Origin of the sequence: Brevundimonas sp. CEF1 (assembly GCF_051353055.1) — a bacterium.
In the GTDB taxonomy this organism is placed as follows: Bacteria; Pseudomonadota; Alphaproteobacteria; order Caulobacterales; family Caulobacteraceae; genus Brevundimonas.
This window is the reverse complement of the sequence record NZ_CP195593.1, coordinates 2,296,440-2,322,885: the sequence shown is the minus strand read 5'-3', so window position 1 is coordinate 2,322,885 and position 26,446 is coordinate 2,296,440. Positions and strand designations below refer to the sequence as shown.

22 protein-coding genes are annotated in these 26,446 nt (G+C 67.1%); 6 read left to right on the top strand and 16 right to left on the bottom strand.

From position 1 onward, the window contains the following. The first annotated feature begins 70 nt into the window (after positions 1–70). A complete protein-coding gene (locus tag ACR9FL_RS11940) occupies positions 71–1,681 on the top strand; it encodes a M28 family peptidase (RefSeq protein ID WP_436355742.1) in 1,611 nt (536 codons plus the stop codon). Positions 1,682–1,884: 203 nt separating this feature from the next. Here the strand turns inward: ACR9FL_RS11940 and ACR9FL_RS11935 are convergent, their stop codons facing one another. After that, complete coding sequence (locus ACR9FL_RS11935; protein ID WP_296173907.1) at positions 1,885–2,859, bottom strand: DUF6607 family protein; 975 nt, start codon at positions 2,857–2,859, stop codon at positions 1,885–1,887. 44 nt (positions 2,860–2,903) lie between these two features. Beyond that, positions 2,904–5,111, bottom strand: coding sequence for a TonB-dependent hemoglobin/transferrin/lactoferrin family receptor (locus ACR9FL_RS11930; RefSeq protein ID WP_436355741.1), 2,208 nt, complete (start codon positions 5,109–5,111; stop codon positions 2,904–2,906). Between the two features lie 266 nt (positions 5,112–5,377). Between ACR9FL_RS11930 and ACR9FL_RS11925 the strand changes: the two genes are divergently transcribed. Further along, a complete protein-coding gene (locus tag ACR9FL_RS11925; RefSeq protein WP_436355740.1) occupies positions 5,378–5,695 on the top strand; it encodes a hypothetical protein in 318 nt (105 codons plus the stop codon). A 3-nt stretch (positions 5,696–5,698) separates the two neighbouring features. On the opposite strand, the gene ACR9FL_RS11920 is transcribed toward ACR9FL_RS11925, so the two are convergent. The 6 genes from ACR9FL_RS11920 to ACR9FL_RS11895 form a co-directional block, all read right to left on the bottom strand. Then, entirely contained in the window at positions 5,699–6,976 is a 1,278-nt protein-coding gene (locus tag ACR9FL_RS11920) for an O-acetylhomoserine aminocarboxypropyltransferase/cysteine synthase family protein (RefSeq protein ID WP_436355739.1), read from the bottom strand. A gap of 120 nt (positions 6,977–7,096) precedes the next feature. After that, a complete protein-coding gene (locus ACR9FL_RS11915; RefSeq protein WP_436355738.1) occupies positions 7,097–8,668 on the bottom strand; it encodes a hypothetical protein in 1,572 nt (523 codons plus the stop codon). Next, positions 8,668–9,765 carry a redox-regulated ATPase YchF gene (gene ychF / locus ACR9FL_RS11910; RefSeq protein WP_436355737.1) on the bottom strand — a complete coding sequence of 366 codons (1,098 nt, stop codon included), beginning with the start codon at positions 9,763–9,765 and terminating at the stop codon, positions 8,668–8,670. Before ychF ends, ACR9FL_RS11915 begins: the two co-directional genes overlap by 1 nt. A 212-nt stretch (positions 9,766–9,977) precedes the next feature. Continuing rightward, on the bottom strand, positions 9,978–10,457 hold the full coding sequence (locus tag ACR9FL_RS11905) for a copper chaperone PCu(A)C (RefSeq protein ID WP_436355736.1): 480 nt from the start codon (positions 10,455–10,457) through the stop codon (positions 9,978–9,980). 26 nt (positions 10,458–10,483) lie between these two features. Further along, the gene (locus tag ACR9FL_RS11900) at positions 10,484–12,547 is read right to left on the bottom strand and encodes a TonB-dependent receptor family protein (protein ID WP_436355735.1); all 2,064 of its coding nucleotides are present in this window, start codon (positions 12,545–12,547) and stop codon (positions 10,484–10,486) included. A gap of 79 nt (positions 12,548–12,626) precedes the next feature. Further along, positions 12,627–13,013, bottom strand: a complete 387-nt coding sequence (locus ACR9FL_RS11895) for a hypothetical protein (RefSeq protein WP_436355734.1) — start codon at positions 13,011–13,013, stop codon at positions 12,627–12,629. Between the two features lie 118 nt (positions 13,014–13,131). Here ACR9FL_RS11895 and ACR9FL_RS11890 point away from each other — a divergent pair, with 118 nt between their 5' ends. Together ACR9FL_RS11890 and ACR9FL_RS11885 are read left to right on the top strand one after the other, a co-directional pair. Then, complete coding sequence (locus tag ACR9FL_RS11890; protein WP_436355733.1) at positions 13,132–14,541, top strand: DUF4139 domain-containing protein; 1,410 nt, start codon at positions 13,132–13,134, stop codon at positions 14,539–14,541. Positions 14,542–14,544: 3 nt separating this feature from the next. After that, positions 14,545–16,146, top strand: coding sequence for a DUF4139 domain-containing protein (locus tag ACR9FL_RS11885; RefSeq protein ID WP_436355732.1), 1,602 nt, complete (start codon positions 14,545–14,547; stop codon positions 16,144–16,146). A 221-nt stretch (positions 16,147–16,367) separates the two neighbouring features. On the opposite strand, the gene pth is transcribed toward ACR9FL_RS11885, so the two are convergent. From pth to ACR9FL_RS11865, 4 genes are all read right to left on the bottom strand, one after another. Beyond that, on the bottom strand, positions 16,368–16,973 hold the full coding sequence (pth, locus tag ACR9FL_RS11880; protein ID WP_436355731.1) for an aminoacyl-tRNA hydrolase: 606 nt from the start codon (positions 16,971–16,973) through the stop codon (positions 16,368–16,370). 267 nt (positions 16,974–17,240) lie between these two features. After that, positions 17,241–17,849, bottom strand: coding sequence for a 50S ribosomal protein L25/general stress protein Ctc (locus ACR9FL_RS11875; RefSeq protein ID WP_296173876.1), 609 nt, complete (start codon positions 17,847–17,849; stop codon positions 17,241–17,243). A gap of 145 nt (positions 17,850–17,994) precedes the next feature. Next, positions 17,995–19,026 (bottom strand): hypothetical protein, encoded by a 1,032-nt coding sequence (locus tag ACR9FL_RS11870; protein WP_436355730.1) that lies wholly within the window; start codon positions 19,024–19,026, stop codon positions 17,995–17,997. A gap of 107 nt (positions 19,027–19,133) precedes the next feature. Continuing rightward, positions 19,134–20,069: a ribose-phosphate pyrophosphokinase gene (locus ACR9FL_RS11865; protein WP_296173871.1), complete on the bottom strand. Its 936-nt coding sequence runs from the start codon at positions 20,067–20,069 to the stop codon at positions 19,134–19,136. Between the two features lie 241 nt (positions 20,070–20,310). Here ACR9FL_RS11865 and ACR9FL_RS11860 point away from each other — a divergent pair, with 241 nt between their 5' ends. Further along, entirely contained in the window at positions 20,311–21,120 is an 810-nt protein-coding gene (locus ACR9FL_RS11860; RefSeq protein ID WP_296173914.1) for an outer membrane protein assembly factor BamD, read from the top strand. A 111-nt stretch (positions 21,121–21,231) separates the two neighbouring features. Next, positions 21,232–22,929, top strand: coding sequence for a DNA repair protein RecN (recN, locus tag ACR9FL_RS11855; RefSeq protein WP_436355729.1), 1,698 nt, complete (start codon positions 21,232–21,234; stop codon positions 22,927–22,929). A gap of 180 nt (positions 22,930–23,109) precedes the next feature. Here recN and ACR9FL_RS11850 read toward each other — a convergent pair whose 3' ends face one another. From ACR9FL_RS11850 to ACR9FL_RS11835, 4 genes are all read right to left on the bottom strand, one after another. Next, positions 23,110–24,030 carry a cobalamin biosynthesis protein CbiG gene (locus tag ACR9FL_RS11850; RefSeq protein ID WP_436355728.1) on the bottom strand — a complete coding sequence of 307 codons (921 nt, stop codon included), beginning with the start codon at positions 24,028–24,030 and terminating at the stop codon, positions 23,110–23,112. Between the two features lie 75 nt (positions 24,031–24,105). Then, a complete protein-coding gene (locus ACR9FL_RS11845) occupies positions 24,106–24,621 on the bottom strand; it encodes a hypothetical protein (RefSeq protein ID WP_436355727.1) in 516 nt (171 codons plus the stop codon). 3 nt (positions 24,622–24,624) lie between these two features. Then, the gene (locus ACR9FL_RS11840; RefSeq protein ID WP_436355726.1) at positions 24,625–25,410 is read right to left on the bottom strand and encodes an exodeoxyribonuclease III; all 786 of its coding nucleotides are present in this window, start codon (positions 25,408–25,410) and stop codon (positions 24,625–24,627) included. A 102-nt stretch (positions 25,411–25,512) separates the two neighbouring features. Then, positions 25,513–26,439: a hypothetical protein gene (locus ACR9FL_RS11835; protein ID WP_436355725.1), complete on the bottom strand. Its 927-nt coding sequence runs from the start codon at positions 26,437–26,439 to the stop codon at positions 25,513–25,515. Positions 26,440–26,446 lie beyond the last annotated feature (7 nt).

Genomic DNA, 26,446 nt, shown 5'->3' with positions numbered 1-26,446 from the left:
GGGGCGGTCTCGCGAGAGGCCGCCCTATTACTTTGCGCGAACGCCCCGTGGGGAGGGCGAAGGAGCTTCCATGCATCGTCGGTTCATCAGCGGCGCCGCCGCTACGGCCCTTCTGTTCGTCGCCGGCGCGGCCGCCGCTCAGGACTTTTCGGCCCAGCGCCTGTCGGACGAGATCCGCACCATCAGCGCCGACGACTTCCAGGGCCGCTATCCCGGCACCGAGGGCGAGAAGAAGACCCTGGACTGGCTGCAGGCCCAGTATGAGGCCATGGGCCTGCAGCCCGGCGGTCCGAACGGCCAGTGGCTGCAGGTCATCGACCTGAAACGCTATACGCCCGTCGCCGACGCGACCCAGGCCAGCTGGACCGGTGCTGACGGCCAGGTCCACGTCCTGACGCCGGGAACTGACATCGCCCTGCGGGCGGTCAGCAACGACGGCAAGGCGGCGATCGCCAATGCGGGTCTGGTCTTTGTCGGTTACGGCATCCATGCGCCGGAGCGCGGGTGGGACGACTACGGCGACCTCGACGTGACGGGCAAGATTGTTCTGGTCGTGGGCGGAGAGCCGGACGGCGACCTGTTCAACGGGCCTTACGCGACCAACTACCAGTCGGGCGCCTACAAGGCGGACGAGGCCAAGCGCCGCGGCGCGCTGGGCGTCATCACGGTGTCCAAGGCGACCGCGACCGACGCCGGCTGGACCCGCATGGCCCAGGGTAATGCCCGAACCCGCACCCTGACGCCGGGCGCGGCGGATCTGGAGTTCTCGGGCGCCATCAATGCGGATACGGCCAAGGCCCTGGGGCTGGACGTGGCCAATCTGGTCTCGCGCATCGGCACGGGCGACTTCCGCGCCTTTGCCCTGCCGGGCGTGACCCTGTCGGTCGAGACGGCCGAGACCATCGACACCCTGCGCACCCACAATCTGCTGGCCAGGATTCCGGGAACCAAGCGCCCGAGTGAGACCATCATCTATTCGGCTCACTGGGACCACGTCGGCGTCAACAACCATGCAGGCGGCGACGACAAGATCTTCAACGGCGCCTGGGACAACGCCTCGGGCACCGTCGGCGTGGTCGAGATGGCGCGTCAGCTGAAGGCCGCGCCCGCGCCTGACCGCACCATCGTCTTCGCTCACATGGCGGCCGAGGAAATGGGCCTGCTGGGCGCCTACGCCTATGCCGCCGATCCGGTCTATCCGCTGGAAACGACGGTGGCCGACATCAATATCGACATGCTGCCCCTGTCCGGCCCGACGCGTGACGTGCCGATCTTCGGCAAGGGCCAGAACAGCCTGGAGGACGACCTGCAGGCTCTGGCCGAGAAGGAGGGCCGCTATGTCTCCGACGACGGCCAGCCGGAGCAGGGCTTCTACTACCGCTCCGACCACTTCCCCTTCGCCCGGGCAGGCGTTCCGGCCCTGATGCCGTGGCACGGCGTGGACTGGGTCGATGGGGGGCGCGAGGCTGGTCTGGCGGCGTGGAAAGCCAAGTTCAGCGCCGACTATCACCGCCCCAGTGACGAATGGTCGGCGGATTGGGACCTGCGTTCGGCGGTGGAGAACCTGACCTTGCTGTATCGTCTGGGCCTGGAACTGGCCAACAGCGACGAATGGCCGAGCTGGAAGCCGACCTCCGAGTTCGGCCAGGTGCGGACGCTTAGCGACGCGGCGCGGCGGTAGAGCCCTCTTTGTCCGTCATCCTCGGGCTTGACCCGAGGATCGGATTGTCCGGCTGCGCGACGCTGGAAGGCATGAGTTCACCCCTGCGCCCGATCCTCGGGTCAAGCCCGAGGATGACGGCGGACGAGAATGCTACAAAAATGAAAGGCCCTCCGCTCCTTGTCGGGCGGAGGGCCTTTTGCATCGGCTTGGCCGAGCGTTCGTCAGCGCTTGGTGGCGGCGTCGATAATGGCGCGAGCCTGAACGACGGCGGCTTCGGTCGTGATCTCGCCGTCCTGGATCTTCTGGGCCAGGTCCATCAGCGGCGTGCCGGTGACGACGCCGGTCTGGGCCTCTTCCTCGACATGCACGCCGCCGTCGCGGGCGATGACGGCGTCCCAGGTGTCGCGCACGGCGGCCCAGTAGTCTTTCGTGGCCGTCCAGTAGTCGTCCCCGGCCTTGGGCGAATAGCTGGTCGAGCGGTCGTAGGTGTTGACCACGTCTTCCTGAACGATGGCGACGGGCTCGCCGCCGGCGCGACCATTCATCTTCACATTGTCCTGGATATGGACCCAGCCGGCGGGCGTCAGGGCGTGGCGGTTCGTGCCCAGATAGCGGTCATAGACGGGGTTCAGCACCGCGTCGCGCCGCGCCAGCGGACGCCAGGTCGGGTTGGACGTCCAGACGCTCAGGCCGTTGACATAGGTCCAGCGGCCGACGCCGCCGTAGCGGGGGGAATCGTCCGTCTGCCACACGGTCTGCGACCAGGCGCCGGCGCGCTGATCGGCGGACACCGGCGTCACCGTCCACTGGTTGGCTCCGGCGTAGGTCAGGACCGATTCCGGCTGATAGACCCAGTCCTGACGCCAGTGCTTGACGACGATGGCCTGGCCTTCGTGTTCCATGACCAGGATGTGTTGCAGGCTGATGCGGTCGCCCTTGTCATAGACGACGCGCACGATCTCGCTGCCCCCCGACAGCTTGCCTTCCATCGGATCGTAGTCGGTGTTGAAGCTGACGTTCTCGCGCATGTCGAAGTGGACGCGGAACTGGCCGGCCTGGGCCAGGATCGACTGCCGGTCGCGCTCGAACGGGCTGGCGGGCGTTGCGGCGTTCGCGGCGGGCGCCGTCTGCGCCAGGGCGCCGGCCGCGGGAACGGCGCCGGCCAGCAGGGCGGCGGCGATGAGAATGGCGCGCATGGGCTTTTCCATAATGAGAGTCGTTTGCATCTTAAGGGCCCGTCTCAGTAGCGCAAGTTGACGGAGACGCCGAAGTTGCGGCCGGGCTGGGTGAAGGCGTCCAGCGTGGCGGGACGGGCGTCGACGGCCGGGCGGTTCAGACCGCGCACGTCGCTCCACCAGGCGTATTTCTCGTCGAAGACGTTGAAGACGCCGGCGCGCAGGGTGGCCTTTTCGGTGACGTTCCAGAAGGCGGTCAGGTCCAGGATGGCGAACTCCTCGCCCGGCCAGCACAGGCCGCCGCCGCACTCGTAGTTGGACTTGTCGTCGGACCAGGTGACGGTCGCGCCGCCGCCCCAGACGCCCGACGGGGCGACGTAGTTCAGGCCGGCGACCACCTTGATCGGATCGACGCTGGTCAGCTTGCCCTTCTCGCCGTCGGTTTCCTGTTCGCCGTCGGCGAAGGAGGCGGCGACGATGGCCGAGAAGCCGTTGTCCCAGCGAATGTCGCCGCGGGCTTCCAGACCCCAGATCTTCACTTCGGTCAGGTTGACGTACTGATAGATCAGCGGATCGACGCCCGGCACGCCGGTCCCGCGCACCACGACCTGATTGATGAAGTCGTCGTAGTTGGTGTGGAAGGCCGTGGTCGACAGCGATAGAGCGCCGCCGAACAGGTCGAGGTTACGGAAGCGGAAGCCGCCCTCGATGCTCTCGCTGGTTTCCGGCGTCAGGTCGGGATTGGGAATGGATTCATAACCGAAGACCGGGTTGGCGAAGAAGTTGTTCACCTGCATCGGCGAGGGCGCCTTGAAGCCCTGGGCGTAGTTGGCGAAGACGCCGAAGTGGTCGTCGGCCCAGAACATGACGCCGATCTTGGGCGACAGGTGACTGTCGCTCTGGCCCTCGGCCGGGGCCGGGAACAGGGCGTCGGCCTTGGGCGTCAGTTCGTACCAGTCGTAGCGCAGGGCGGGGATGATGCTGAGGCGCCCCCCCATCAGGGTGATCTCGTCCTGCACGAACAGGCCCGCCAGATCATATTCGGTCTTGGGGAAGGGGCGGGCGGGGAAGGGCTCGCCCATCGGCGGCACGGTGCCGTCGCGGATGCCTTCCTGTGTGGTGCGCGACCAGTCGCCGCCCACGGTGATGCGGTGCTGGACCGAGGGACCGCCAAAGGTCTTCGACCCCTGCGCCGCCAGACCCCAGACCGTGTTGTCGAAGGTCACGTCGCGGGTGCGGTCCACGGCCGGAGTGCGGTCTTCAAACGTGAACTGGGTCGTCGTGGCGTCCTGCCAGTGGGCGGCGACCGAACCCTCGTCCAGACCGAAGACGTCGCTGAAGCGCCAGTCCAGGCTGACGCGGTCGCGCTGCGTCTCGTCGTGGGCGGTCAGGCCGATCACCGTGGCCGAATAGCTGCTCAACGCCTCGCCATCCATCTCCTGGTCGAAGTGGTCATAGGTCAGGCGGACGGAGTGGTTATCGTTCGCATCCCAGACCAGCTTGCCCAGGACGGCGTTCGAGGCGAACTCTTGCGGGTTGGGCTGGGTGCGGGCCGAACCCGTACCGCCGGTCTCGGCCATGTTCTCGGTCTCATGGGCGTCGCGGCGGGTGTAGGCCAGAAGGCCGGACAGGGTCCCGGCGCGGCCCGCCAGGGCCAGACCCTCGGTCCAGCCTTCGTCGGCGGAGCTGTAGCCGACGCGGGCGCGAGCGCCGAAGTTCTCACCGCTGGCGATGAAGTCGGACGGGTCCTTGGAGGTGAAGCTGACCGCGCCGGCGATGCCGTCCGAGCCGTAGAGGGCCGAGGCCGGGCCGCGCAGGATCTCGACCGACTTGACCAGGTCTAGGTCGTTGTAGCCGCCCCGTCCGACGCTCTGGGCGCCGAAAGCGAAGCCGTCCGGCACGCGCACGCCGTCCTGGATGATCAGGACCCGGTTGCCGCCCATGCCGCGAATGGTGAAGCCTGAGTTGCCGTCGCGACCCGCGCCCGAGAGGGCGGCCGAGAAGCGGGCGGGGCTGGTGGGGACGCTGACGCCCGGCTCGAACCGGATCAGGTCCTTGATGTCGGTGACCAGATTGTTCTCGATGGTCTCGGCGGTGATGACGCTGACGCTGGCTGGGACGTCGTCCACGCGGCGCTGGGTGCGCGTGCCGACGACGGTGATCGGCGCGACCGGGACGGCCTGTTCCAGGTCCACGACCTCCTCGGCGAAGGCGGGGAAGGCGGCGGCCGAAAGGGCGGTCAGCCCGGCGGAGAACATCAGAAACGAGCGCATGGTTACGGCCCCGGTTGGAGAGGGGTGCGCAATTACTGCGAACGATTATCAGAATCAACCTCAATTGTGGCGTTGCGGTGAAACCGGGCCGCCGCAGCGGACGTTTCGTCGTCATGAGATGTCTTGTCGCGACCTGTGTCGTCGCCCTCGTCTTGGCAGGGTGTGATCGGGACGGCGGGGTCAATCCGCCGACGGAACCCGCTCAGCCCATTCAGGGAGCGGCGACCGTCGCTCCGCCGAGCGAGCGGCCGCCCGGCGCCGAATCCATGCTTCCGGGGGCAGGGCCAGCCAGCTTTGTCGGACGATGGGCGGCCGAGGCGGATTGGTGCTTCAATCCGCGCGGCGATCGCGTGCCCATCGAGATCACCACGACGGAACTGCGCGGCTATGAGAACCGCTGCGAGATCCAGCGCATCACCGAGATCAGCACCGGCTATGAGGCGGCGCTGAAGTGCGAGTCCGAGGGGCAGGCGCGTTACGAACGGGTGCGCTTCGCCGCCACGGCCCAGACCCTGGCCATCACCTGGATGGACCGCAGCGACCGCCCGGTGCGGCTGCTGCGGTGCACGACCCTGGCGTACTGACGGTCAGACTGCCGCCAGGGCCTGGTCCAGGTCCGCGATCAGGTCGTCGATATGCTCGATGCCGACCGACAGGCGCACGGTGTCCTCGGTCACGCCCGCCTTCTTCAGCTCGTCCGGCGACAGCTGGCGGTGGGTGGTCGAGGCGGGGTGGCAGACCAGGGACTTGGCGTCGCCGATGTTGACCAGGCGGGTGAACAGCTTGACCGCGTCCTGGAACCGCCCGCCGGCCTCGCGCCCGCCCTCCACGCCAAAGGTCAGCAGACCCGAGGCCTTGCCGCCGAAATACTTCTGGATCAGCGGGTTGGAGGGATGTTCTGCCAGGCCGGCGTAGTTGACCCACTTCACCTTGGGGTGGCTCTTCAGATACTCAGCCACGGCGACGGCGTTCTCGACGTGCCGGTCCATCCGCAGTGCCAGGGTCTCCAGCCCTTGCAGGATTAGGAAGCTGTTGAACGGCGAGATGGCCGCGCCGGTGTTCCGCAGCAGCACGGTCCGCACCCGGCCGATATAGGCCGCCGGGCCAAGCGCCTCGGTATAGACCACGCCGTGATAGGAGACCTCGGGCTCGTTCAGGCGGCGGAAGCGCGCCTTGTGCTCGGCCCAGGGAAATTTGCCGCTGTCGATGATGGCCCCGCCGATGCTGGTGCCGTGGCCGCCGATATACTTGGTCAGCGATTGCACCACGATGTCGGCGCCGTGCTCGATCGGGCGGGTCAGGTAGGGGGTCGGCACTGTGTTGTCGACGATCAGCGGCAGGCCCTGCGCGTGCGCTGCATCCGCCAGGGCGGCGAAGTCCACCACATTGCCCAGCGGATTGCCGATGGACTCGCAGAAGACCGCCTTGGTCCGCTCATCCGTATTGGCCGCCACCGCCGCCACGTCGTCGGCGTCGATGAAGCGCACCGTGATGCCGTACTGGGGCAGGGTGTGGGCGAACAGGTTGTAGGTGCCGCCATAGAGGGTGCTCGTGGCGATAATGTTGTCGCCAGATTCAGCAATGGTCAGGATCGCATAGGTGATGGCCGCCTGGCCCGAGGCCACGGTCAGGGCCGCGATCCCGCCCTCCAGCGCCGCCAGACGCTGTTCCAGCACGTCGGACGTCGGGTTCATGATCCGGGTGTAGATATTGCCCGCCACCTTCAGGTCGAACAGGTCGGCCCCGTGCTGGGTGTCGTCGAAGGCGTAGCTGGTGGTCTGATAGATGGGCACCGCGACCGACCTGGTCGTCGGGTCGGGCGAATAGCCAGCGTGGACGGCGAGCGTGTCGAACTTAAAGGACAAATGGACCTCCCCATTAGGTTGTAGCCCATCGAGAGTAACAGGATCACCCAACGGGCAACCCTGCAGAAAAACTCATTCACCAATCAGCCAAACTAAAGCTTGCCGAGTGCTGTGTGCAGATCAGGCTGGGTAGTATCCTATTAGAACGGGGCTGATGCCGTCTCCATCATGGGTAAACTCCAGACTGACGCCTTCACCGCTTCGGATCAATTTCAGTCTGTGTGACCAAAGAGGGATCGTGGCCGTGCCATTGTTAAATGGAGCGTTGATCTGAAGAACAACAACGTCTTCGCCGTCCTTGCTGGCCATCACCCGCACAATGGCCTCATTGGCATTGATGCGATGTAGTTGGAAATGAACATCGACTGGGGGCAGAATGGGAGTTTGCGAGACTTCAACATCGAAATCGATCGCTTCGGTACCGACTATTGCCGGGAATCGGTCGGTGGTAGCCAGCCAAGCTGTACTACCGTTTGGCCAGTTCGCTTCCAGCACTCCGGTTCGCATGCTCATAGCGAGGCATTTAATCGTGGGCTTACGCGACCAGATCGTTCCCGAGCCTATCGCACCGCACCACACATGGTTGGATGTCAGTGTGCCAAGCTCAGTAGAGCGAATGATCTCCAGCTGATGCATGATCGTGCCAGCTTCAGCAGTCTCGCGGATCAGGGGGGCCGTCATCTGCAGTTGTTTGGTCAAACGACCTGTTACTGCATAGGAGGCCTTACCCGTCAGCATAGTGCCGCCACGGGGAATGATGCCGTTATGTGCTGTCATCTGGGTCGGATCAAAGCGCAGGGCGCCGATCACATAAGGTGTGGGTGCGATACCACCGGCCTGTTCCGGCTGTTCTGTCTCTTCGTCGGTCATGTCGATGGGCTCTTCCTCGAAGAGCGACAGGTCCAACGCGGGGGCGACACGCTCGGAGACGATGCCGAGGCTGGCGCCTTCAGCGGACGGGTTGAGGGTCAGGTTTAAACCGTCGTAGGGCAGGCTGTAGCCGGTATCTGAGGCTGGCATGACGCGATCGTGGCTCAGGCCTCGCGCGGTCTTGTCCGGTTGAACAGCGGGACCGACAATCTGGCTACGAATGGCCAACCCATTATTGCGCTGGCGTTGATAGCTGATGACCAGTTCGAACTCGGACGCCGTTTCGGCGGGGAGCACCTCGACGCGATCAACTTGGTCCTCGCGACGCGTAGTGTTCAGGCTGCTTACCGCCCACCATGACGCGGCGTAAAATGCTGGGGTCACGAGGGCGGCCTTGCCGTCTGCGGCTTCGACCATGCAAACGATCTGGGCCGACCATGAGAACATGGCCTTGACTTCGCCGGGACCACACCAGGCGCGGATCGGTTCGTATTGCTGGGGGCCAAACGGGCGGAACGACAGGAACGCGACCGGTGCGCCCTGTTTCATACGCAGGGTCGAAGTCGCTATATCTGCTGCCAGACGGCCTTCGCGACGAAGGCGGTAGGGAGCGGTCAGGATGGCTTCGCCACGTTGGGCGGTCTCGCTGACAACGGGTTCGCCGACAGGGATGAAGCCTCTGCTGGCCGCCCGCAAACGATCAATGCCGATTTGCTGGGGCAAAATGATCTGTGCGCTAGCGGGTTGTTCGTTAGCGTTTTGAGCAAAGGCGGGTCCACCGACCAGCAATGCGAGGATTACCAGCCGATGGACCTTGCGCATCAGTTGTTGAACAGGAAGTGCATGACGTCGCCGTCCTTGACGACGTAGGCCTTGCCTTCGGCCCGCATCTTGCCGGCTTCCTTCGCGCCCGCTTCGCCCTTCAGCGCGACATAGTCGTCGAAGGCGATGGTTTCGCCGCGGATGAAGCCCTTTTCGAAGTCGGTGTGGATGACGCCGGCGGCCTGCGGGGCGGTGGCGCCGACCGGGATGGTCCAGGCGCGGGCTTCCTTGGGACCGACGGTGAAGTAGGTTTGCAGGCCCAGCAGCTTGTAGGCCTCGCGGATCAGGCGGTTCAGGCCAGGCTCTTCCAGACCCAGGGTCTCGAGGAACTCTTTCTGCTCCTCGTCGTCCAGGACGGCGATTTCCGACTCGATCTGGGCCGAGATGACCACCGAGTTGGCGTTGTCCTCGGCGGCGCGCTTGGCCACCAGGTCCGACAGGTCGTTGCCCTTGTCGGCCGAGGCTTCCTCGACGTTGGCGACGTAGAGGGCGGGCAGGGCGGTCAGCAGTTGCAGCATGTCCCAGGCCTTCTTGTCCTCCTTGGACACCTCGGCCAGACGCGCGGGCTTGCCGTCACGCAGCTTCTCCAGCGCGGCGTCGATCAACTTCAGCGTCAGCTGGGATTCCTTGTCGCCGCCTTTGGCGCGCTTCTCGACCTGAACGCGACGGCGCTCCAGGCTTTCCAGGTCGGCCAGCATCAGCTCGGTCTCGATGATCTCGAGGTCCGAGATCGGGTCGATGCGGTTCTCGACGTGGGTGATGTCGTCATCGACGAAGCAGCGGGCGACGAAGGCCACGGCGTCGCAGTCGCGGATATTGGCCAGGAACTGATTGCCCAGACCTTCGCCCTTGGACGCGCCGCGCACCAGGCCGGCCACGTCGACGAAGGTGATCCGCGCCGGGATGATTTCCTTCGACCCGGCGATCGCCGCCAGGGTGTTCAGACGGGCTTCCGGCACCGCCACGTCGCCGGTGTTCGGCTCGATGGTGCAGAACGGATAGTTGGCGGCCTGGGCCGCCGCCGTCTTGGTCAGGGCGTTGAACAGGGTGGACTTGCCGACGTTGGGCAGGCCGACGATCGCGACTTTAAGAGCCATGGGATTCCTCGTGAGCGCGAGCCTTTAGCGGGTTCGGGGCTGTTTGTCAGGTGCGGCGGCATATCGAGCTTTCCTCCCCATTCCATGGGGAGGTGGCGCGGCGGCGCAGCCGACGTGACGGAGGGGGCGTCTCGACGGCTGATGTCTGCGCCGCCCCCTCCACCACTTCTTGGTCCCCCTCCCCACGAGTGGGGAGGAAAGATGTGGCCGGACTACTCCTCGGAATCGACCACCGGCGGCTGCTTCACGGCCGCGTGGACGCCGATGGCCGGGGCCTTCTCAAACGTCAGGGTGAAGGAGGCCACGCCGCCGTCGATCAGAGGATCACGCAGGCCCATCAGCATGACGTGCGTCGACCCGGGCTTCAGCTCGATCTTCTGACCGGCGGGCAGGGGCAGGCCGTCCTTCAGCTCGCCCATGCTCATGACGCCGTTCTCCATCTTCATCTCATGGATCTGGGCGCTTTCGGCCAGGGCGGTAGAGACGCTGAGCAGGCGGTCGTCGGACCCGGCGGTCAGGGTGACGTAGCAGCCGCCGACCTTGGCGCCGTTGGGCGTCGGGCGGCACCAGGCGTCGGCGACCGTGACGGTTCCGGGCGCGGCGGCGGTCTCGGCGGCCTTGTCGGCGGGCTGGCCGCAGGCGGTCAGGGCGAGAGCGCCGAGGGCGCTGAGGATCAGGGTGTGTTTGGTCATCATGGGTTCCTTAATAGGCCAATTTCTCAGTACGCGAGGCGTAGGCCGGCGAAAACGGACCGGCCTTCGCCGGGGAAGAAGACTGCGGTGGAGACCGTGCGGGCGTCGGTCACGGCTGAGAACTCGCCGACGTAACGCTCGTTCGTCAGGTTTCGCGCATCGACATAGACTGACAGGCCGTCGCGCACGTCAAAGCCCGCCGTCAGGCCCATCAGGGCGTAGTCGGGGGCCTTCATGGTGTTGGCGTAGTCGACGTAGGGCTGGCTTATCCGCCACTCGACCGAGGGGGTGACGAAGACGCCGGACGGATGGCGCCAGGTCAGTTCGGCGCGGTACTGGTGCTCAGGCACGACCGGCAGGCGGTTGTCGCCCCAGCGCACGTCGCCGTCGAAGCGGAAGTCGCTCCAGTTCCAGGTCTGGCGCAATAGGAGTGAGCCGTCCGCGATCTCGACCGGCAAGGTCCAGTCCAGACCGGCCTCGATGCCTTGGTGGATCGTCTTGTCGGCGTTGAAGGTGGCGGCGGGAATGTCCGGGCCGGTGGTGAAGTTCAGCATCTCGCCGTCGATCTGGCTGCGATAGGCGGTCAGGTCCCAGGCGAAGGCGCCGCGCCGCCCGCGCGTGCCGACCTCGGCGGTCCAGGCGTCCTGAACCTGAACCGGGGTGAAGCCGGTCAGCGGGGCCTGCACCAGGGCGCCATAGGTTGGCGGCTCGACCGAGCGGGTGAGGTTGGCGAAGACCTGGGCGCCGCTTTCCGCTTCCCACAGCAGGCCCAGGCGCGGCGAGAACCAGTCGTAGTCGATGCGGTCGTCATTGGCCGGGTTCAGGCGGTCGGCGTAGTCGCGCGTGGCCCGGCCCCAGGAGCCGCCCGCGACCAGGGCCAGCCGGTCGGTGACGAACAGCCGCCCCTCGGCGAAGACGTCCAGCCCTGAGGCCTGCTGTCGCGCGTCGGCGGTCTTGGCGCCGCGCAGACCGCTCAGATTGACGTAGCGCTGGGCCTCGACTTCTCCGTGCCGCCACGAGAAGCCGTAGAAGGCGTCGGCGCGCAGGCCCGCGACCTGACCGGTCCAGTCGATGCGACCGAAGGCGCCGCGCGTGGCGCTGTCCTGATCCATGACCTGAAAGATCGGGTGATAGAGGGACTTCTCCCAGCCCCAGACCGCGCCCTCGAACAGGGTGGTTTCATTGAAGCGCCAGCGGGTCTGCAGCGTCAGCCGCTTCACCGTCAGGTCGCGGGCCTGATCCCCCGTCAGCGCTGAGGTCGAGGCCATGCGGGGCGTTTTCAGCGCCTGGTCCAGGGTCAGCGAGCCGGAGATGTCCTGTTTGATGTCCGCCGCCTGGGCGATCAGGCGAACCTCGCGGTCCTCGCCGAACGAACGCCCGGCATTGACGGTCAGGCGGGCTTGCGACTGTTGGCTATGGTCGCGCCAGCCGTCGCTCTGCATGGCGGAGGCGGCGGCATAGACGTCCCAGTCGCCCTGGGTGCGGGCCACGGCGGCGTGGCCGCGCATGGCGCCGAAACTGCCGCCCTCCAGCTGCCACAGGTTCTCCTGTCGGGCGGTGCGGCCGGTCGGCGTGACCAGGTTGATCGCCCCGCCCAGCTGCGCCCCGCCGAAGCGAAGCGTGTTTGAGCCCTTCCACACCTCGATGTAGCGGGCGCTCAGGGCGTCGACGCCCTGAAAGTCGGAAAAGCCGTCGGCGTCGGCGAAGGGCACGCCGTCCTGGGCCAGCAGGACGCCGCGCTGGTGGAAGCCCTGGGCGATGCCCGAACCGCGGATGGAGAGGCGGCTTTCCTCGCCGTAGCGTTTCTGGGCCAGGACGCCGGGGACGTTCCTCAGGGTGTCGGAAAAGCCCTGGGCGAAGCGGTCGGCGTAGCTCTCGGCCGAGATGACGGCCACGGCGCCGGGGGTGCGGCTGAGGCGGTCGCGGGCCTCGGCCACGACGGCGGGGTCTTCGGCGTTGCGGCGGCCGGTGACGATGATGCTGTCGACGACGGTCGCCGGGCCGTCAGCCTCGGAGGCATGAGCAAGGGCGGGCGCCAGGCAGGCGCCGATGAGCAGCGCGCACGGCGCCGCGGTGGTCTTGAAAGACATGGAAGGTCAAATCCTGGAACAGAGGTGCAGTCGCGGGCGTCGTTCCTGGACGCGCGCGAGGCGGCAGAGGTTCTGGTTTTCAGGCGTGGGGCGGCGCGGTGGACGGCGGACGCGGCGGGGCGCGGGCTGGCGGCGGGGGGCTGATGCGGAAGGGCGCATAGGCGACCGGGGCGACCATGCGGACGACCGGAGCCGGAGCGGGCGCAGGCGGTTCGGGCAGGGCGGCCAGCAGCGGCATGACGCAGGCGGCGCACTTGGCTCCGACATGCTTGTTGATCGGTCCGTCGACGCCGCCAGACTGGATCGTCTGCGGCCCCTCGGCCGAGCAGATGACGACGGGCTGGCCCGGAACCGAGGCCGCCAGGGCCGCGAACGGCAGCAGGGTTCCGATCACGATGGCGAACGTCGCGGCCAGGAAGGCCAGCGAACGCGCAATCGACCAGTTTTCACTCTGGGACCGGGTCACGAGCCGGGGCTTAAACCTTCCCGCAATGTGAAGCTATAGCGACCGGACGCCGCGCGCCCTCGACAACAGCGGTTTCGCCGTGCCAGCGTGGCCGTCGGACAAGCTCAGGGAATATCCTATGATCCGCGCTCTCGGACCCTTCGCCGTCGCCATGCTGCTGGCCGCGCCCGCTATGGCGCAACAGGTGGAGGAGGGGCCGGGCGGCCCCGACCGCGTCTCCCTGACCGTCTATAATCAGAACATCGCCCTGGTGGAGGATGTGCGGAACCTGACCGTGCCCGCCGGGCGCTCGCGTCAGGAGTTTCCGGGCGTTTCCGCTAGCATCCGACCCGAGACGGTCGGCCTGTCGGGGCGCGGCCTGTCGGTGGTGGAGCAGAACTTCGACTATGACCTGCTGACGCCGGGCAAGCTGATGGAAAGCGCCGTCGGCGGCGACATCGGCATCGTCCGCACCAATCCCGGTTCGGGCGCCCAGACGACCGAGCGGGCGCGTGTGCTGGCGGCGAATCAGGGCGTGGTGCTGCAGATCGGCAACCGCATCGAGGTGCTGCGCGACGACGGTGTGCCGACGCGAGTCATTTTCGACCGGGTGCCGGAGAATCTGCGCCCGCGTCCGACGCTCAGCGTCACCCTGGACGCCGAGGGGGCGGGCCGTCGCGAGACGACGCTCAGCTATTTGACGACGGGTCTGGCGTGGAAGGCCGACTATGTCGCCCGCTTCGACGAGAAGGCGGGCAAGCTGGACCTGACCGGGTGGGTGACCATCACCAACAACTCGGGCGCGACCTTCAGCAACGCCCAGACGCGGGTGGTGGCGGGCGACGTCAACCTGATCAATCAGGGCGGCTATAATCCCTATGGCCAGCCATCGCGTCCGACGCGCGGCAACGGCACGCAGACGGGCGGGCAGGGGGCGCTGGCCGACGTCTATGTCTATCCGCTGCCGGAAGCCGTCACCGTCGCCAACAACCAGACCAAGCAGGTCGGCCTGATCGACGCCGCGGGCGTGCCCGCGACCAAGCGCTATCTGAACGTCATCGACGGCTTCTACACGGCCGAGGAGCCGGTAGCGGCCGAGGTCGGGGTCATCTTCAGCAACGGCTCGGGCAATGCCGCTCGCGCCCTGCCGGCCGGGGTCATGCGCGTCTATGTGAAGGACGAGGCGGGCGAGCCGCGCTTCATCGGCGAGGATCAGGTCGATCACTCCCCCGCCGGGTCCGAGATCGTGGTCACGACCGGCGACGCCTTTGACGTGACGGTGCAGCCGCGTCTGGTCTCGTCGGAACGCACGTCCAAGCGCCTGGTGGACTATTTCCGCACCCGCTATGCGATGGAGTACACGGTTCGCAACGCTCGGCCCGAGCCGGTGACGGTCGAGGTGCGCCAGCGCGGTCTGGGCCGCGACACCGAGCTGTCGGAGCAGAGCATCGAGGGCGAGATGCGCGACGCCCGCACCGTCGTCTGGCGCGTGCCCGTGCCCGCCAATGGCGAGACCAAGCTGACCGCGACCATTACCACGGGCGGCTGATCCATGCGCCGCCTGCTGGCGATCACCACGGCTCTGACCGTTCTGGCGCCCACCGCCTGGGCCCAGACGGAAAGCGTCTCCGCGCGCCCCGACACGGCGACCGTGGTCATCTATCGCGACCAGCCGGTCGATACGGTCGCTTTGATGGAACAGTCGCGCCAGCCGTGGAACCGGTTGGACCGCGAGGGTCTGGCCCTGATCGTCGAGACGCGGACGGTTGACCTGCCGGCGGGTGAAGGGATCATCCGCTTTCGGGGTCTGGCCACCGGCGTCGTGCCGCAGAGCGCGGTGCTGGAGGGCCTGCCCGCCCATGTGGTCGAGCGCAACGCCGACTTCGACCTGCTGTCGCCCGCCAGCTTGATGGAGAAGTCGGTGGGTGAGGTGGTGCGCGTCGTCCGCACCAATCCCGCCACCGGCGAACAGGTCGAGAAGGCCGCTGTGATCCGCGCGGGGGCGCAGGGCACGGTGCTGGAGATCGACGGCCGCTTCGAGGCCCTGGACTGCTCGGGCCAGACCGAGCGGGTCATCTTCGACCGTGTGCCCGAGGGGCTGGGCGATCAGCCGGTGCTGTCGGTCCGCACGCGGGCCGAGCGGGCGGGGCGGCACACCGTCACCCTGGCCTATCTGGCGACGGGGCTGCAGTGGTCGGCGGACTATGTGGCCCGTCTGGACCCATCGGACGGGACGCTGGACCTGACGGGCTGGGTGACCCTGGCCAACTTCGGCGGGACGGGCTTCCCCGATGCACCGGTGCAGGTGGTGGCCGGGACGCTGCGTAAGGACGAGGGGACTGTGCCGGTCGAGCCCATGATTCGCTATCAGCAGAACCAGTGCTGGCCGCAGGGAACGACGACCTTCGGGTCGGGCGAGGTTAGTTACGGATATGGCGCGCCTCCGCCGCCCCCTCCGCCGCCTGCACCCGCCGCGCCGATGATGCGGATGGTTGCCGAAAGCGCCATGGACGATATCGTCGTCACCGCGATGGCCCGTCAGGGCGAATTGGGCGACTATAAAATCTACACCTTGCCGGAGCCGACCACGGTGGCTGCGCGCCAGACCAAGCAGGTGCGCTTCCTGGAACGCGAGGGCGTGGCCTATGAGCGGGTTTATCGCGCCGATGTGCTGGATGACGACGATGAAGCACGTCCGACCGCCATCGTGCTCAAGCTGAAGAACGAGGCGAGCGCAGGTCTCGGCGTGGCCCTGCCGGGCGGATCGGTGGCGGTGATGCAGCCGGACGGCGCGGGCGGCGTCCTGCTGGCGGGGCAGGACCGCTTTGTGGACAAGGGCGTGGGTCTGCCGGTGCGGCTGACCTTTGGTCAGTCGCCCGACGTGCGGGTGCAGACGCGGCTGGTGAAGTCGAGCAACTCCACGCGCGGGGCGGTGACGACGGACCGCTCGGAAATCGAGACCACGGTGACAAACGCCCGCTCGGAACCCGTGACGGTCGAACTGGTGGCTGACGCCGCCATGTCGCGCGGCTTCCGCATCCGCAGCCAGTCGACCCGCAGCCGGGTGGACGACACCGGCTATCCTGTCTGGACCCTGACCGTGCCCGCCAACGGCGCGGCGACGCTGGCGGCGGCCTGGACCACGACGGATTGATCAATGGCTTCCCTCTCCCGATGGGAGAGGGCTTGAGCGCCCGAGAGCCGAAGGCGATCGGCTGCGCGAAAGGGTGAGGGTTCGCGGCTTCAGTCGGCGCAGCCGCAGTCAGTAACGGCTTTCAGCCGACATCGACCGTCAACCCTCACCCTTTTGCCTTACCAATCGCTATGCTCTTGGAGGCTCAAGCCCTCTCCCATCGGGAGAGGGTGACTTGGCGCCTACTCCCCCCGCGCCGCCTGCCTGGGGCTGAACTTGGGCGCCGGGGCCAAGCGCATGACCTCGCCCTGATAGCGTTCGTCGTCGCCGGCCACGGCGAAGGGCAGGGCGTCGGCGCAGGCCTGCAGCATGGGGTCCAGCCAGGGCCTGTCGGCCTTGTGGAAATCGCCCAGGACGTGGGCGTGGACCAGCTGCGGCTCGCCGGGATGGCCTATGCCCATGCGGGCGCGGCGGAAGTCGGCGCCGAGGTGGCTGATCAGGCTGCGGACGCCGTTCTGACCCGCCGCGCCGCCGCCCTTCTTCATGCGGAAACGGCCGGGGGCCAGGTCGATCTCGTCATGGAAGACGATGACGTGCTCGGGCTTCACCTTGTAGAAGCGCGCCGCCTCGCCGACGGCCCGGCCGCTCTCGTTCATATAGGTCTGGGGCTTCATCAACAGGACCTTGGTCCCCTCGATCTCACCCTCGCTGATGATGGACTGATACTTGGCCCGCTCGGGACCGAAGCGCCAGCGGCGCGCGATCTCGTCCACGGCCATGAAGCCGATGTTGTGGCGGTTCTTCTCGTATTTGCCGCCCGGATTGCCGAGCCCTGCGATGATGATCATGCGGCTCTCAATGACCGATGGAGGCGAGGAAGGCCAGCGGCGGCGGCCATCTTCTCATGTCGTCATCACACTCCGTCATCCTCGGGCTTGACCCGAGGATCGAGCCTGGAGGCGCGCTCAACCTTGCCGACGTCGCGCAGGCGGACAACCTGATCCTCGGGTCAAGCCCGAGGATGACGGCGGGTGGAAGCGCGAATGGCGTCGGGCAAAGAAAAGCCCCGCGCCGGCGAACCGGGCGGGGCTGAAATCTTCCGAAGAAGAAACCTCTTAGGCTTCGGCTTCAGCGGTGGTGTCACCGGCGTCCGACTGGCCAGCAGCCGAGTTCTTGATCGTGGCGATCACGAAGTCGCGGTCGGTGATGGTGGCCGAGGCGCCCTTCGGCAGGACGATGTCCGACATGCGGATGGTTTCGCCGACTTCGCGACCCTTCAGGTCAACGACCAGCTCTTCCGGGATCTGGTCGGCGGCGACCAGGATCTCGACCGAGTGACGGACGACTTCCAGCATGCCGCCGGCGCGCGAGAAGGGGGCTTCGTCAGCGTTCTTGAAGTGAACGGCGATTTCGATCTTGAGCGGAGCCTTGGCGTCGACGCGCATCAGGTCGAAGTGCAGCGGACGGTCCGACACCGGGTCGAACTGAACAGTCTTGGCGATGACCGGCTGGGTCTCTTCGCCGTACTTCAGGGTCACCAGGTGCCCCAGCAGCTTGCCGGTGTAGAGCGACTTGCGGAAGTCCTTCTCGTTCACCGAGATCGAGACGGGGGCCTTGTCGCCACCGTACAGGATGCCGGGCACAGCGCCCGAGCGACGGACAGCGCGTGCGCTGCCGGTGCCTGCGCCTTCACGGACGTCAACGTTCAGAATGATCTCGGCCATCGGGCTCGCCTCAATAACAACAGTAACGCCGCGCCAACCGGGGCCCGCGCAGCGGGGTCATGAACCCTCGAATTCAAGAGGGCGGGCTATTACACGGATCAGGGGGAGGACGCAACCGCCCCGGTCGTTTCAGCCCGCCGTGATGTCAGCTCGTGCCGCTTCCGGGGGGCGGAGGGGTCTCGGCGACGGTGACGGCCGGCACCGTCGAAACCGGCACAGGGCCTGTATACTGGGCCGTGCAGGTCGCCAGGTCGCGCACGATGTGACGGCCCGTGCAGAACATGTCTTCATAGCTGGGGCGCGACGCCGCGAGGCACTGGAACAGCATCAGCTTCGACATGCTGAGGCAGAACTCATTGTTCGATTCGGTCGACAGGGCCTCGGTATTGGTCCGCGCGTCGTCGCCTGCGGCGCCCAGGGCGGCCAGGGCGGCGATGGCCAGGGAGTTGACCACGGCGGGCGTGAAGGGCGCGCCGCGCTGGGCCGGGGTCAGGTTCAGGCCGGCGCCGCTGTTGGCGGCGGCGAACAGGCGGGCGCTTTCCTCGGCTGACGGCAGTTGCGACACCGAAAGGGTCTTGGCGCCCTCCAGGCGGGCCTCTCGATGAGGGATCGGGGTCACGGCCCAACGGCGACGCGGGTCGCGGCGTTCTTGGATCGTATAGGCGTCGCCTTCCACGGCCTCGGCGATGGCGGTCAGGGTCGCGATATCCTTGCCCATGGTCGCGGTGATCAGGCCAGCGGCGGAATCGGCGCCGGGCAGGGTGGCGGCATAGGCCGGGTCGGCCACGATGCTGGCGATCATCTGTTGGCGCAGGGCGGGCGTGGAGGCGAACTGGCGCACTCCGGCGACATATTCCGGCGACTGGAGCGCTAGGATGGAGCCGTAGGCGATCATGCCGCGCGACAGCTGACCGGGCTCATAGGCGGCGCCCTTGCGGATGGCGGCCTGGATGGATTCCGCGTCGGTGAAGCCGCCCTGGATGGTGCTGACCTCGCGCACAAAGGCGACATAGACCGAGGCGGCCTGGGCCACGCCTTCGTTCAGGCTGACCGCGGGCAAGGGCGGCGGGGGCGGCGGAGGCGGCGCTTCCGGTTCGGGCGTCGAGCAACTGGCCAGGACGGCGGCGGCGGCGATGGCGGCGACGGTCAGGCCGCGGCGCAAGAAGGCCTGGGACATCGGCGAGCTTCCCTCAAATCAAACGCGGGGCGCGCCCCTGAAACCAGGGCGGGCGCGCCCATGAAACTGATGCGTCTTATATCGCTGAGGGAATGGTTATTCGAAGGTTAATCGAACAGCTTCGAGACCGATTCCTCATTGGCGATGCGGCGGATAGCTTCGCCGATCAGCGGGGCCACGGAAACCGTGCGGATCTTCGAGCAGTTCAAAACTTCGTCAGGCTGCTCGATGGAATCGGTGATCACCAGCTCCTTCAGCGGGCCGTTGGTGACGCGCTGGACGGCCGGGCCCGACAGGACGCCGTGGCTGATATAGGCCGAGACCTCGGTCGCGCCGCGGTCGATCAGGGCCTGGGCCGCGTTGACCAGGGTGCCGCCCGAATCGACGATGTCGTCGAACAGGATGCAGCGGCGACCTTCGACGTCGCCGATGATGTTCATGACCTCGCTCTCGCCCGCCTTGGGGCGGCGCTTGTCGACGATGGCCAGGTCGGCATCCAGGCGCTTGGCCAGGGAGCGGGCGCGCACCACGCCGCCGACGTCGGGCGAGACGATCATCAGGTCGTCGCCGCGCGGATAGTTGTCCTTGACGTCCTGAGCCAGAACCGGCGTCGCCACCAGGTTATCGGTCGGAATGTCGAAGAAGCCCTGAATCTGACCGGCGTGCAGATCCATGGTCAGGACGCGGTCGGCGCCGGCGCGCGTGATCAGGTTGGCGACCAGCTTGGCCGAAATGGGCGTGCGGCCGCCGGTCTTCCGGTCCTGACGGGCATAGCCGAAGTAGGGCATGACCGCCGTGATCCGTCGCGCAGACGCCCGCACCAGGGCGTCCGTCATGATCAGCAGCTCCATCAGGTTGTCGTTGGCCGGATAGGAGGTCGACTGGATGATGAAGACGTCCTCGCCGCGAACATTCTCCTCGATGACGGCGAAAACCTCGTTGTCGGCGAATCGTTTCACCTGGGCCTTGGTCAGAGGCATGTCGAGGTGGCTGGCGATGGCCTGGGACAGAGTCCGGTTCGAATTGCCAGAGAGCAGCTTCATTACCGGTCATCCTTTTGCCGTCATCGCTGCGCCAATGAGCGCAGTCGTTTCTGGACGCGCTCTTTAGCAGCGGATCGTTTTGCATCAACCCGTCATGACGGATTTCGCTGCATTGGCATGGTCGCTGTCGCTGCTATAGAGGTCCCCGTAACGACAGCGGCGCACCGGGGGTGCGCTGTGACCAAGGCATCTTAAGAGGTCGCCCTTGCCCGCTTCGAAGTCCCGTTCCGGCCTGATCCTGATGACGGTCGCCGTCGCCGCCCTGACGGTTTCCGCCTGCGCCGGGAACAAGCCGCGCCAGAAGCTGGCCTATGAAGAGCGTCCGGTGGAGATGCTCTATAACACCGGCTATCAGCGCCTGCAGTCCAAGCGCTGGACCGACGCCGTCGACTACTTCCAGGAAGTGGAGCGTCAGCACCCCTATTCCGAGTGGTCGCGCCGCGCGATCCTGATGCAGGTCTACGCCTATTATCAGAACAATAATTATCAGGACGCGATCGCGGCGGCCGACCGTTTCATCGCCCTGTTCCCCGGCAATCCGTCGGCGGCCTACGCCTTCTACATGCGCGCCATCTGCAACTTCGAGCAGATCGTCGATGTGGGCCGCGACCAGGCCTATGCCGAGGCGGCCCTGGCTGGCCTGCGCGACGTGGCGCGGCGCTATCCCAACACGCCCTACGCCACCGACGCCCGCGTCAAGATCGACATGGTCAACGACCAGCTGGCCGGCAAGGAAATGGCCGTGGGCCGCTTCTATCAGCGCGCCAACCAGCCGCTGGCGGCGTTGAACCGCTACAAGGCCGTGATCAACAACGAAGCCTTCCAGCGCAGCTCGCACACGCCCGAGGCCCTCTATCGCCTGGTCGAGGTCAACGTCGCCCTGGGCCTGACAGAAGAGGCCACGCGCAACGCCGCCGTCCTGGGCCACAACTATCCGGGCAGCCCCTGGTACGCCGAGGCCTACGCCCTGCTGACCGAGCGCGGCGCCCGCCCCGATGTCCAACCGGAAGCCAAGCGCGAAAGCTGGCTGCAGCGCATCATCCCCGGCTAAGCTGGCCTGACAGGGCCATAGGGGGCAATAGAGGGAACGCATGCTGAAAGACGCTGCGTTCCCTTTCTGTTTCCGGCTACAGTGGGGCGTAAAGTCGAATCAAGCTGGCCCATGCTGACCACTCTCTCGATCCGTGACGTCGTCCTCGTCGACGCCCTCGACCTGGAGGTCGGGCAGGGGCTGACCGTGCTGACCGGCGAGACCGGGGCCGGCAAGTCCATCATTCTCGACGCCCTGGGTCTGGCCTTGGGGGCGCGCGGCGACGCGGGCCTGGTGCGTTCCGGCGCCAAGCAGGCCGTAGCCACCGCCGTCTTCACCGCTCCCGACGACGAGGCCCTGATCGCCCTTCTGGCCGAGCGCGGCTTCGAGGTCGCGCCGGGCGAGGAACTGATCCTGCGCCGCGTCGTCTCGGCGGACGGCCGCAGCCGGGCCTATGTCAATGATCAGCCGGCGGGCGTCACCGCCCTGCGCGAGATCGGCGCCCTGCTGGTCGAGGTGCATGGCCAGCACGAGACGGTCGGCCTGTTGGACTGGAAGACCCACCGCGCGCTTCTGGACAACTATGGCGGACTGCAGCCCCAGCTGTCGGGCGTGGCCGCCGCCGCCGAACGGCTGAAGGCGGCGCAAGCGCATCTGGACCAGTTGGAGGCCTCGGCCGCCGAGGCCGCCGCCAAGGCCGAGGAGATCGCGCTCAACCTGTCGGAACTCGACGCCTTGGACCCGCAGCCGGACGAGGAAACCGAACTGGCCGGCGAGCGCGCTATTCTGGGCGCGGCGGAAAAGGCCGTGGCTGATCTGGCCGACGCCCGCAACCTGCTGGGCGGGGACAAGCTGAGCCAGCGACTGGCTTCGGCCCTTCGCGCCGTTGAACACGCCCGCCAGCGCGCCGTTCAGGCGGGCGCCGAGGGCGACAACCTCATCATCATCAAGCTGGGCCTGGCCGCCGAGGCCGTGGACCGCGCCTTGGTCGAGGCGACTGAGGCCGTGGCCGCCGTGGACGCCGCCGCTGACGCCTTCGACTTCGAGCCGGGTCGTCTGGACAAGGCCGAGGAGCGCCTGTTCAGCCTGCGCGCGGCCGCCCGCAAGCTGAACACCACGGTCGACGCCCTGCCGGGCCTGCGCATTCGCCTGCGCGAGCAACTTCGCCTGATCGAGGACGGGGCCGAGGCCCTGACCAACGCCCGCCGCGACGTCGCCGTGGCGATCGAGGCCTATGACGTGGCCGCCATGCTGCTGACCTCGGCGCGCGAGGCGGCGGGGGATCGTCTGGTCGCCGCCGTCATGGGCGAACTGGGGCCGCTCAAGCTGGATCGCGCCCGTTTCCGCGTGACCCTGGAGCCCATCGAGGGCCGTCGCGGGCCGCTGGGCGTGGAGACGGTCCGTTTCGAGGTCGCCACCAATGCGGGCACGCCCTTCGGCCCGCTGGATACCGTGGCTTCGGGCGGGGAACTGGCCCGGTTCGCCCTGGCCATGAAGGCGGCTCTGGCCAGTCGCGAAGATCAGCGCCAGCCCGTCATGATCTTCGACGAGGTCGATCAGGGTGTCGGCGGCGCCGTGGCCGAGGCTGTGGGCGGGCGCCTGCAGCGTCTGTCGAACGGCGCCCAGGTCCTGGTTGTGACCCACAGCCCTCAGGTCGCCTCACGCGGCCACGCCCACTGGAAGGTCCGCAAGGCCGACGTGGATGGCCATACCCGCACCTCCATCGACGTTCTAGAGCCTTATCCTCGTCAGGAAGAAATCGCCCGCATGCTGTCGGGCGCCGAGATCACCGACGAGGCGCGGGCGGCGGCGCGGGTGCTGATCGGTTGAGTCTGTTCCTTCTCCCCTTGCGGGAGAAGGTGGCTGCCGAAGGCAGACGGATGAGGGGTCTCGCTACATCAGATCAAGGGCGCGAGTTGAACGTCCCGCAACCCCTCATCCGGCCCTAACGGGCCACCTTCTCCCGCAAGGGGAGAAGGGAAGAATAAGGAAGTAAAAGGAGGCGGAGGCCTAGACCCCTAGAATCCAGCCTTCTTCGTTCTCGACCTGGGCCACCAGGGCTTCGTCCGCGGTCTTCGGCGGGGCGAAGGCCTTTTGCAGCGTGCCGGCGTCGTCCATCTGGGCGAAGGCTTCGGCGGCGGTGCGGACCTGGGCCTGGGTCTTGTATTCCTTGACGCCCTCGGCGCTGACCTGACGCTTGGCGTCGAACAGGGCGGGCCAGACCTCGACCACGACGGCCGACAGGGGCTCGATGTCGGCTTCGGTCAACTCGCGCCAGCCGGTGTTGAAGGGCCAGACGGCGGCGGAGGCGCCCAGCTTGTCCAGCAGGCGGCGCAGCATGGGCACGCCCAGCAGGGTCAGGCCGCCGACGGCGCCCGCGCCGTGCATCTGCCAGACGCTCTTGGGCGGCAGCTTGTCCTTGCGCGCGGCCAGTTCGGTGGCGCGGAACTCGGGGATGTCGGCGCCGGCGCCCTCGGGCGGCTTGGTCGTGGTCAGCCAGCGCTGGGCCTGGCTGGCGGGCGCGCCCCAGAAGGGCCAGGGCTGATCGGTCATCAGGCGGTTCATCTTGGCCGCGACCTGATAGCGGTTGTTGGTGTTGTCGGCCTTGTCGACGATGTTGGCGGCCAGGAACTTGCCCATGGCGTCCCACGGACGACCATCCAGCTTCAGCCGTGCAGCCGTGCCGGCGGGGAAGCCGAAGTCGAAGTCGAAGCCGACCAGAACGCGGTCGCCGCGCTTGCGGTGTTCGGCCAGCAGGTCGGCGATCAGGGCTTCGCCCTCGGCGCGCGTGGCGACGTTGTGGGTCTCGGTATAGAGGCGGAAGCGCACGTCGCGCTTGGCGACGCCGACCCACAGGGTCTGCTCGCCCAACTTCTTGCCTTCGGCGGCGGTCCAGTCGGCGATGATGTAGGCGTCGAAGAGACGGGCCACGGCGGGCTCCTGAGAAACACGGTAAACAGTAGAGGCGGGGGTTCTAGCCTTCCGCGAGGGAGGCGGGAAGGGCGATCAGCGCTTCATCAGGGCTTCGACGTGCGACAACCAGCGGCGCCCCAGTCGCAGGGCCTCGGTGGGCGAGCCGGTCGAGGCCGGCAGGTCGGCGTTCCACAGGGCCATCTCGAACTCGGGATTGCGCGCGTCGGCGAACATCAGGCGCAGCACCACCTGTTCGGCCTCGGGCACGACGACGTCCAGATCCTTGCGTAAGGCGCCGCGCCGGGCGCGGGCCACGACATGGCCGTCGACGATGATCTCGCCGCCCTCGACCTCATCGAAGGCGTAGACTAGGCCTTGCGATCCGCGCTGCCACAGCACCACCACCTGGCCGCCGTCGAAGTCCAGGCCGGCGGCGCGGCCCTCGGCGGGCGACAGGGCCTCGGTGTCAGCCTTGACCCCCAGCGTCTTCACCAAAGCCCGCTTCAGCCGTCGTTCGGACTCCATCCACCAGGACAGCAGCAAGGCGCCGGTCGTCAGGAAGGCGGCGGTCAGGGCGATCAGCAGGATGACCCTGAACGTCTCGCCCATGGGTCAGGCCTCCAGATCGAGGTCGACCACCACGGGGACGTGGTCGCTGGGTTTTTCCATGTCGCGGGCCTCGCGATGGGTCTCGATGCCCCGGAAGCGGTCCGTGGCCTGGGGCGACAGCAGGGCGTAGTCGATGCGGATGCCGTTGTTCCTCTGCCAGGCGCCGGCCTGATAGTCCCAGAAGGTATAGGTGCCCTTGGGCTCGCCGCCCAGGTCATGGGCGTCGGACAGGCCCAGCCACTTCATGGCGTTCAGCGCCGCGCGCGTTTCCGGCTGGAACAGGGCGTCGTTGACCCAGTCCTCGGGCTTGGCGGCGTCGTCGGGCGTCAGGATGCAGTTGTAGTCCCCGCACAGGGCCAGCGGCTCTTCAAAGGCCAGAAGTTCCTTGGCGTGGTCGTGCAGACGCTGGAACCAGGCCAGCTTGTAGGGGAATTTCTCGGTGCCGAGCGGATTGCCGTTGGGCAGATAGATCGACGCCACGCGCACCGGAACCGGGGCCTCGATCAGGGCCTCCAGATAGCGGGCCTGTTCGTCTGCGTCGTCGCCGGGCAGGCCGCGCCGGATGTCGGACAGCGGGAACTTCGACAGGATGGCGACGCCGTTATAGGTCTTCTGACCGTGGGTCTCGACGTTGTATCCCAGGCTCTCGAAGGCCTCGCGCGGGAATTTCTCGTCCACGCATTTGATTTCCTGGAAGCAGACGACGTCAGGATTGGCGGCTTCCAGCCAGGCCAGCACGGTGGGCAGGCGGGCGTTGACCGAGTTCACGTTCCAGGTGGCGATGCGCATGGCCCAAGGCTAAGGCGCGTCGCGTTCGGCGAAAAGGGCTCGCCGAAAACAAAGACGCCGCCGGATCGCTCCGGCGGCGCTTCGTTGGCGATGGTGCGTCGTTTAGGCTTGCGGCGCGGCCGCCGGAGGCGTCGTGGTCAGCTTGCAACCGCCGCCGATCTGTTGGGCCGTGGCGCAGGGATAGACCTGGGCGACAGCCTTTTCGGCGTTGAAGCGGACGATGACGCCGTCGGCGCCGGCGCAGGTCGCTTCGTAAAAGACGCCGTTGGCGTTCTGGCCCATGAAACGGGCCTGTTGCACGTCGCAGGCGGCGGCTTCGCTGCCAGTGAGCCAGGATTTCAGCGTGGCGGCCTGTTCAGCCGGGGTGGTGAACTTGCAGGCGGCGTTGATCGAGGCCAGTTCGAAGCAGGACGAACGCGTCCAGCCCGAAGCGGATTTCTGGATGCGAGCGCCGTCGGCGTTGGTGCAGCCGATCTCATAGACGATGGCGCCGTCGGCGGCGGCGCCGGCGATGCCTGCGCCGTCGATCACGCAGTCCATGCCGGCTTCCCGCGCATAGGCTTCAAACACGGCCGGGCCGTTGTCATTGGCGGGCATGGCGCACACCGTGCCGACGTCGGCCTGCGGGTCACGTGCGCGGGCGTTGGCGGCCGAGTTGGCGAGAACCAGGCAGTCAGTCGCTTGCGGCGGGGTCGTGCTCAGGACGATGTAGCCTGGGCCGGTGGCGCAGGCGACTTCATAGGCCGAAGTCTTGTCCGGCGCCTGACCCAGAAGCTTGGCTTCGGTCAACTGGCAGGTGTTGCCGAGGGTGGTCAGGTAACCCTGAACCGTGGCGCGGACCTCGGCGTCGCTGGGCGCGCGCGCGGCGCGCGGCTGGCGGCCGCGGCTGGTGCGGCCAGTGGAGCCTTCGTGAACTTCCGGCTGATTGGGATCTTGGGGGGAAGTACGCTGCGCAAATGCAGGCGCAGCCATCGTCGAAGTCAGGGCGACCGCGGCGAGCACGGCCATAATACGGGGATACAGAGCCACGGGTGAC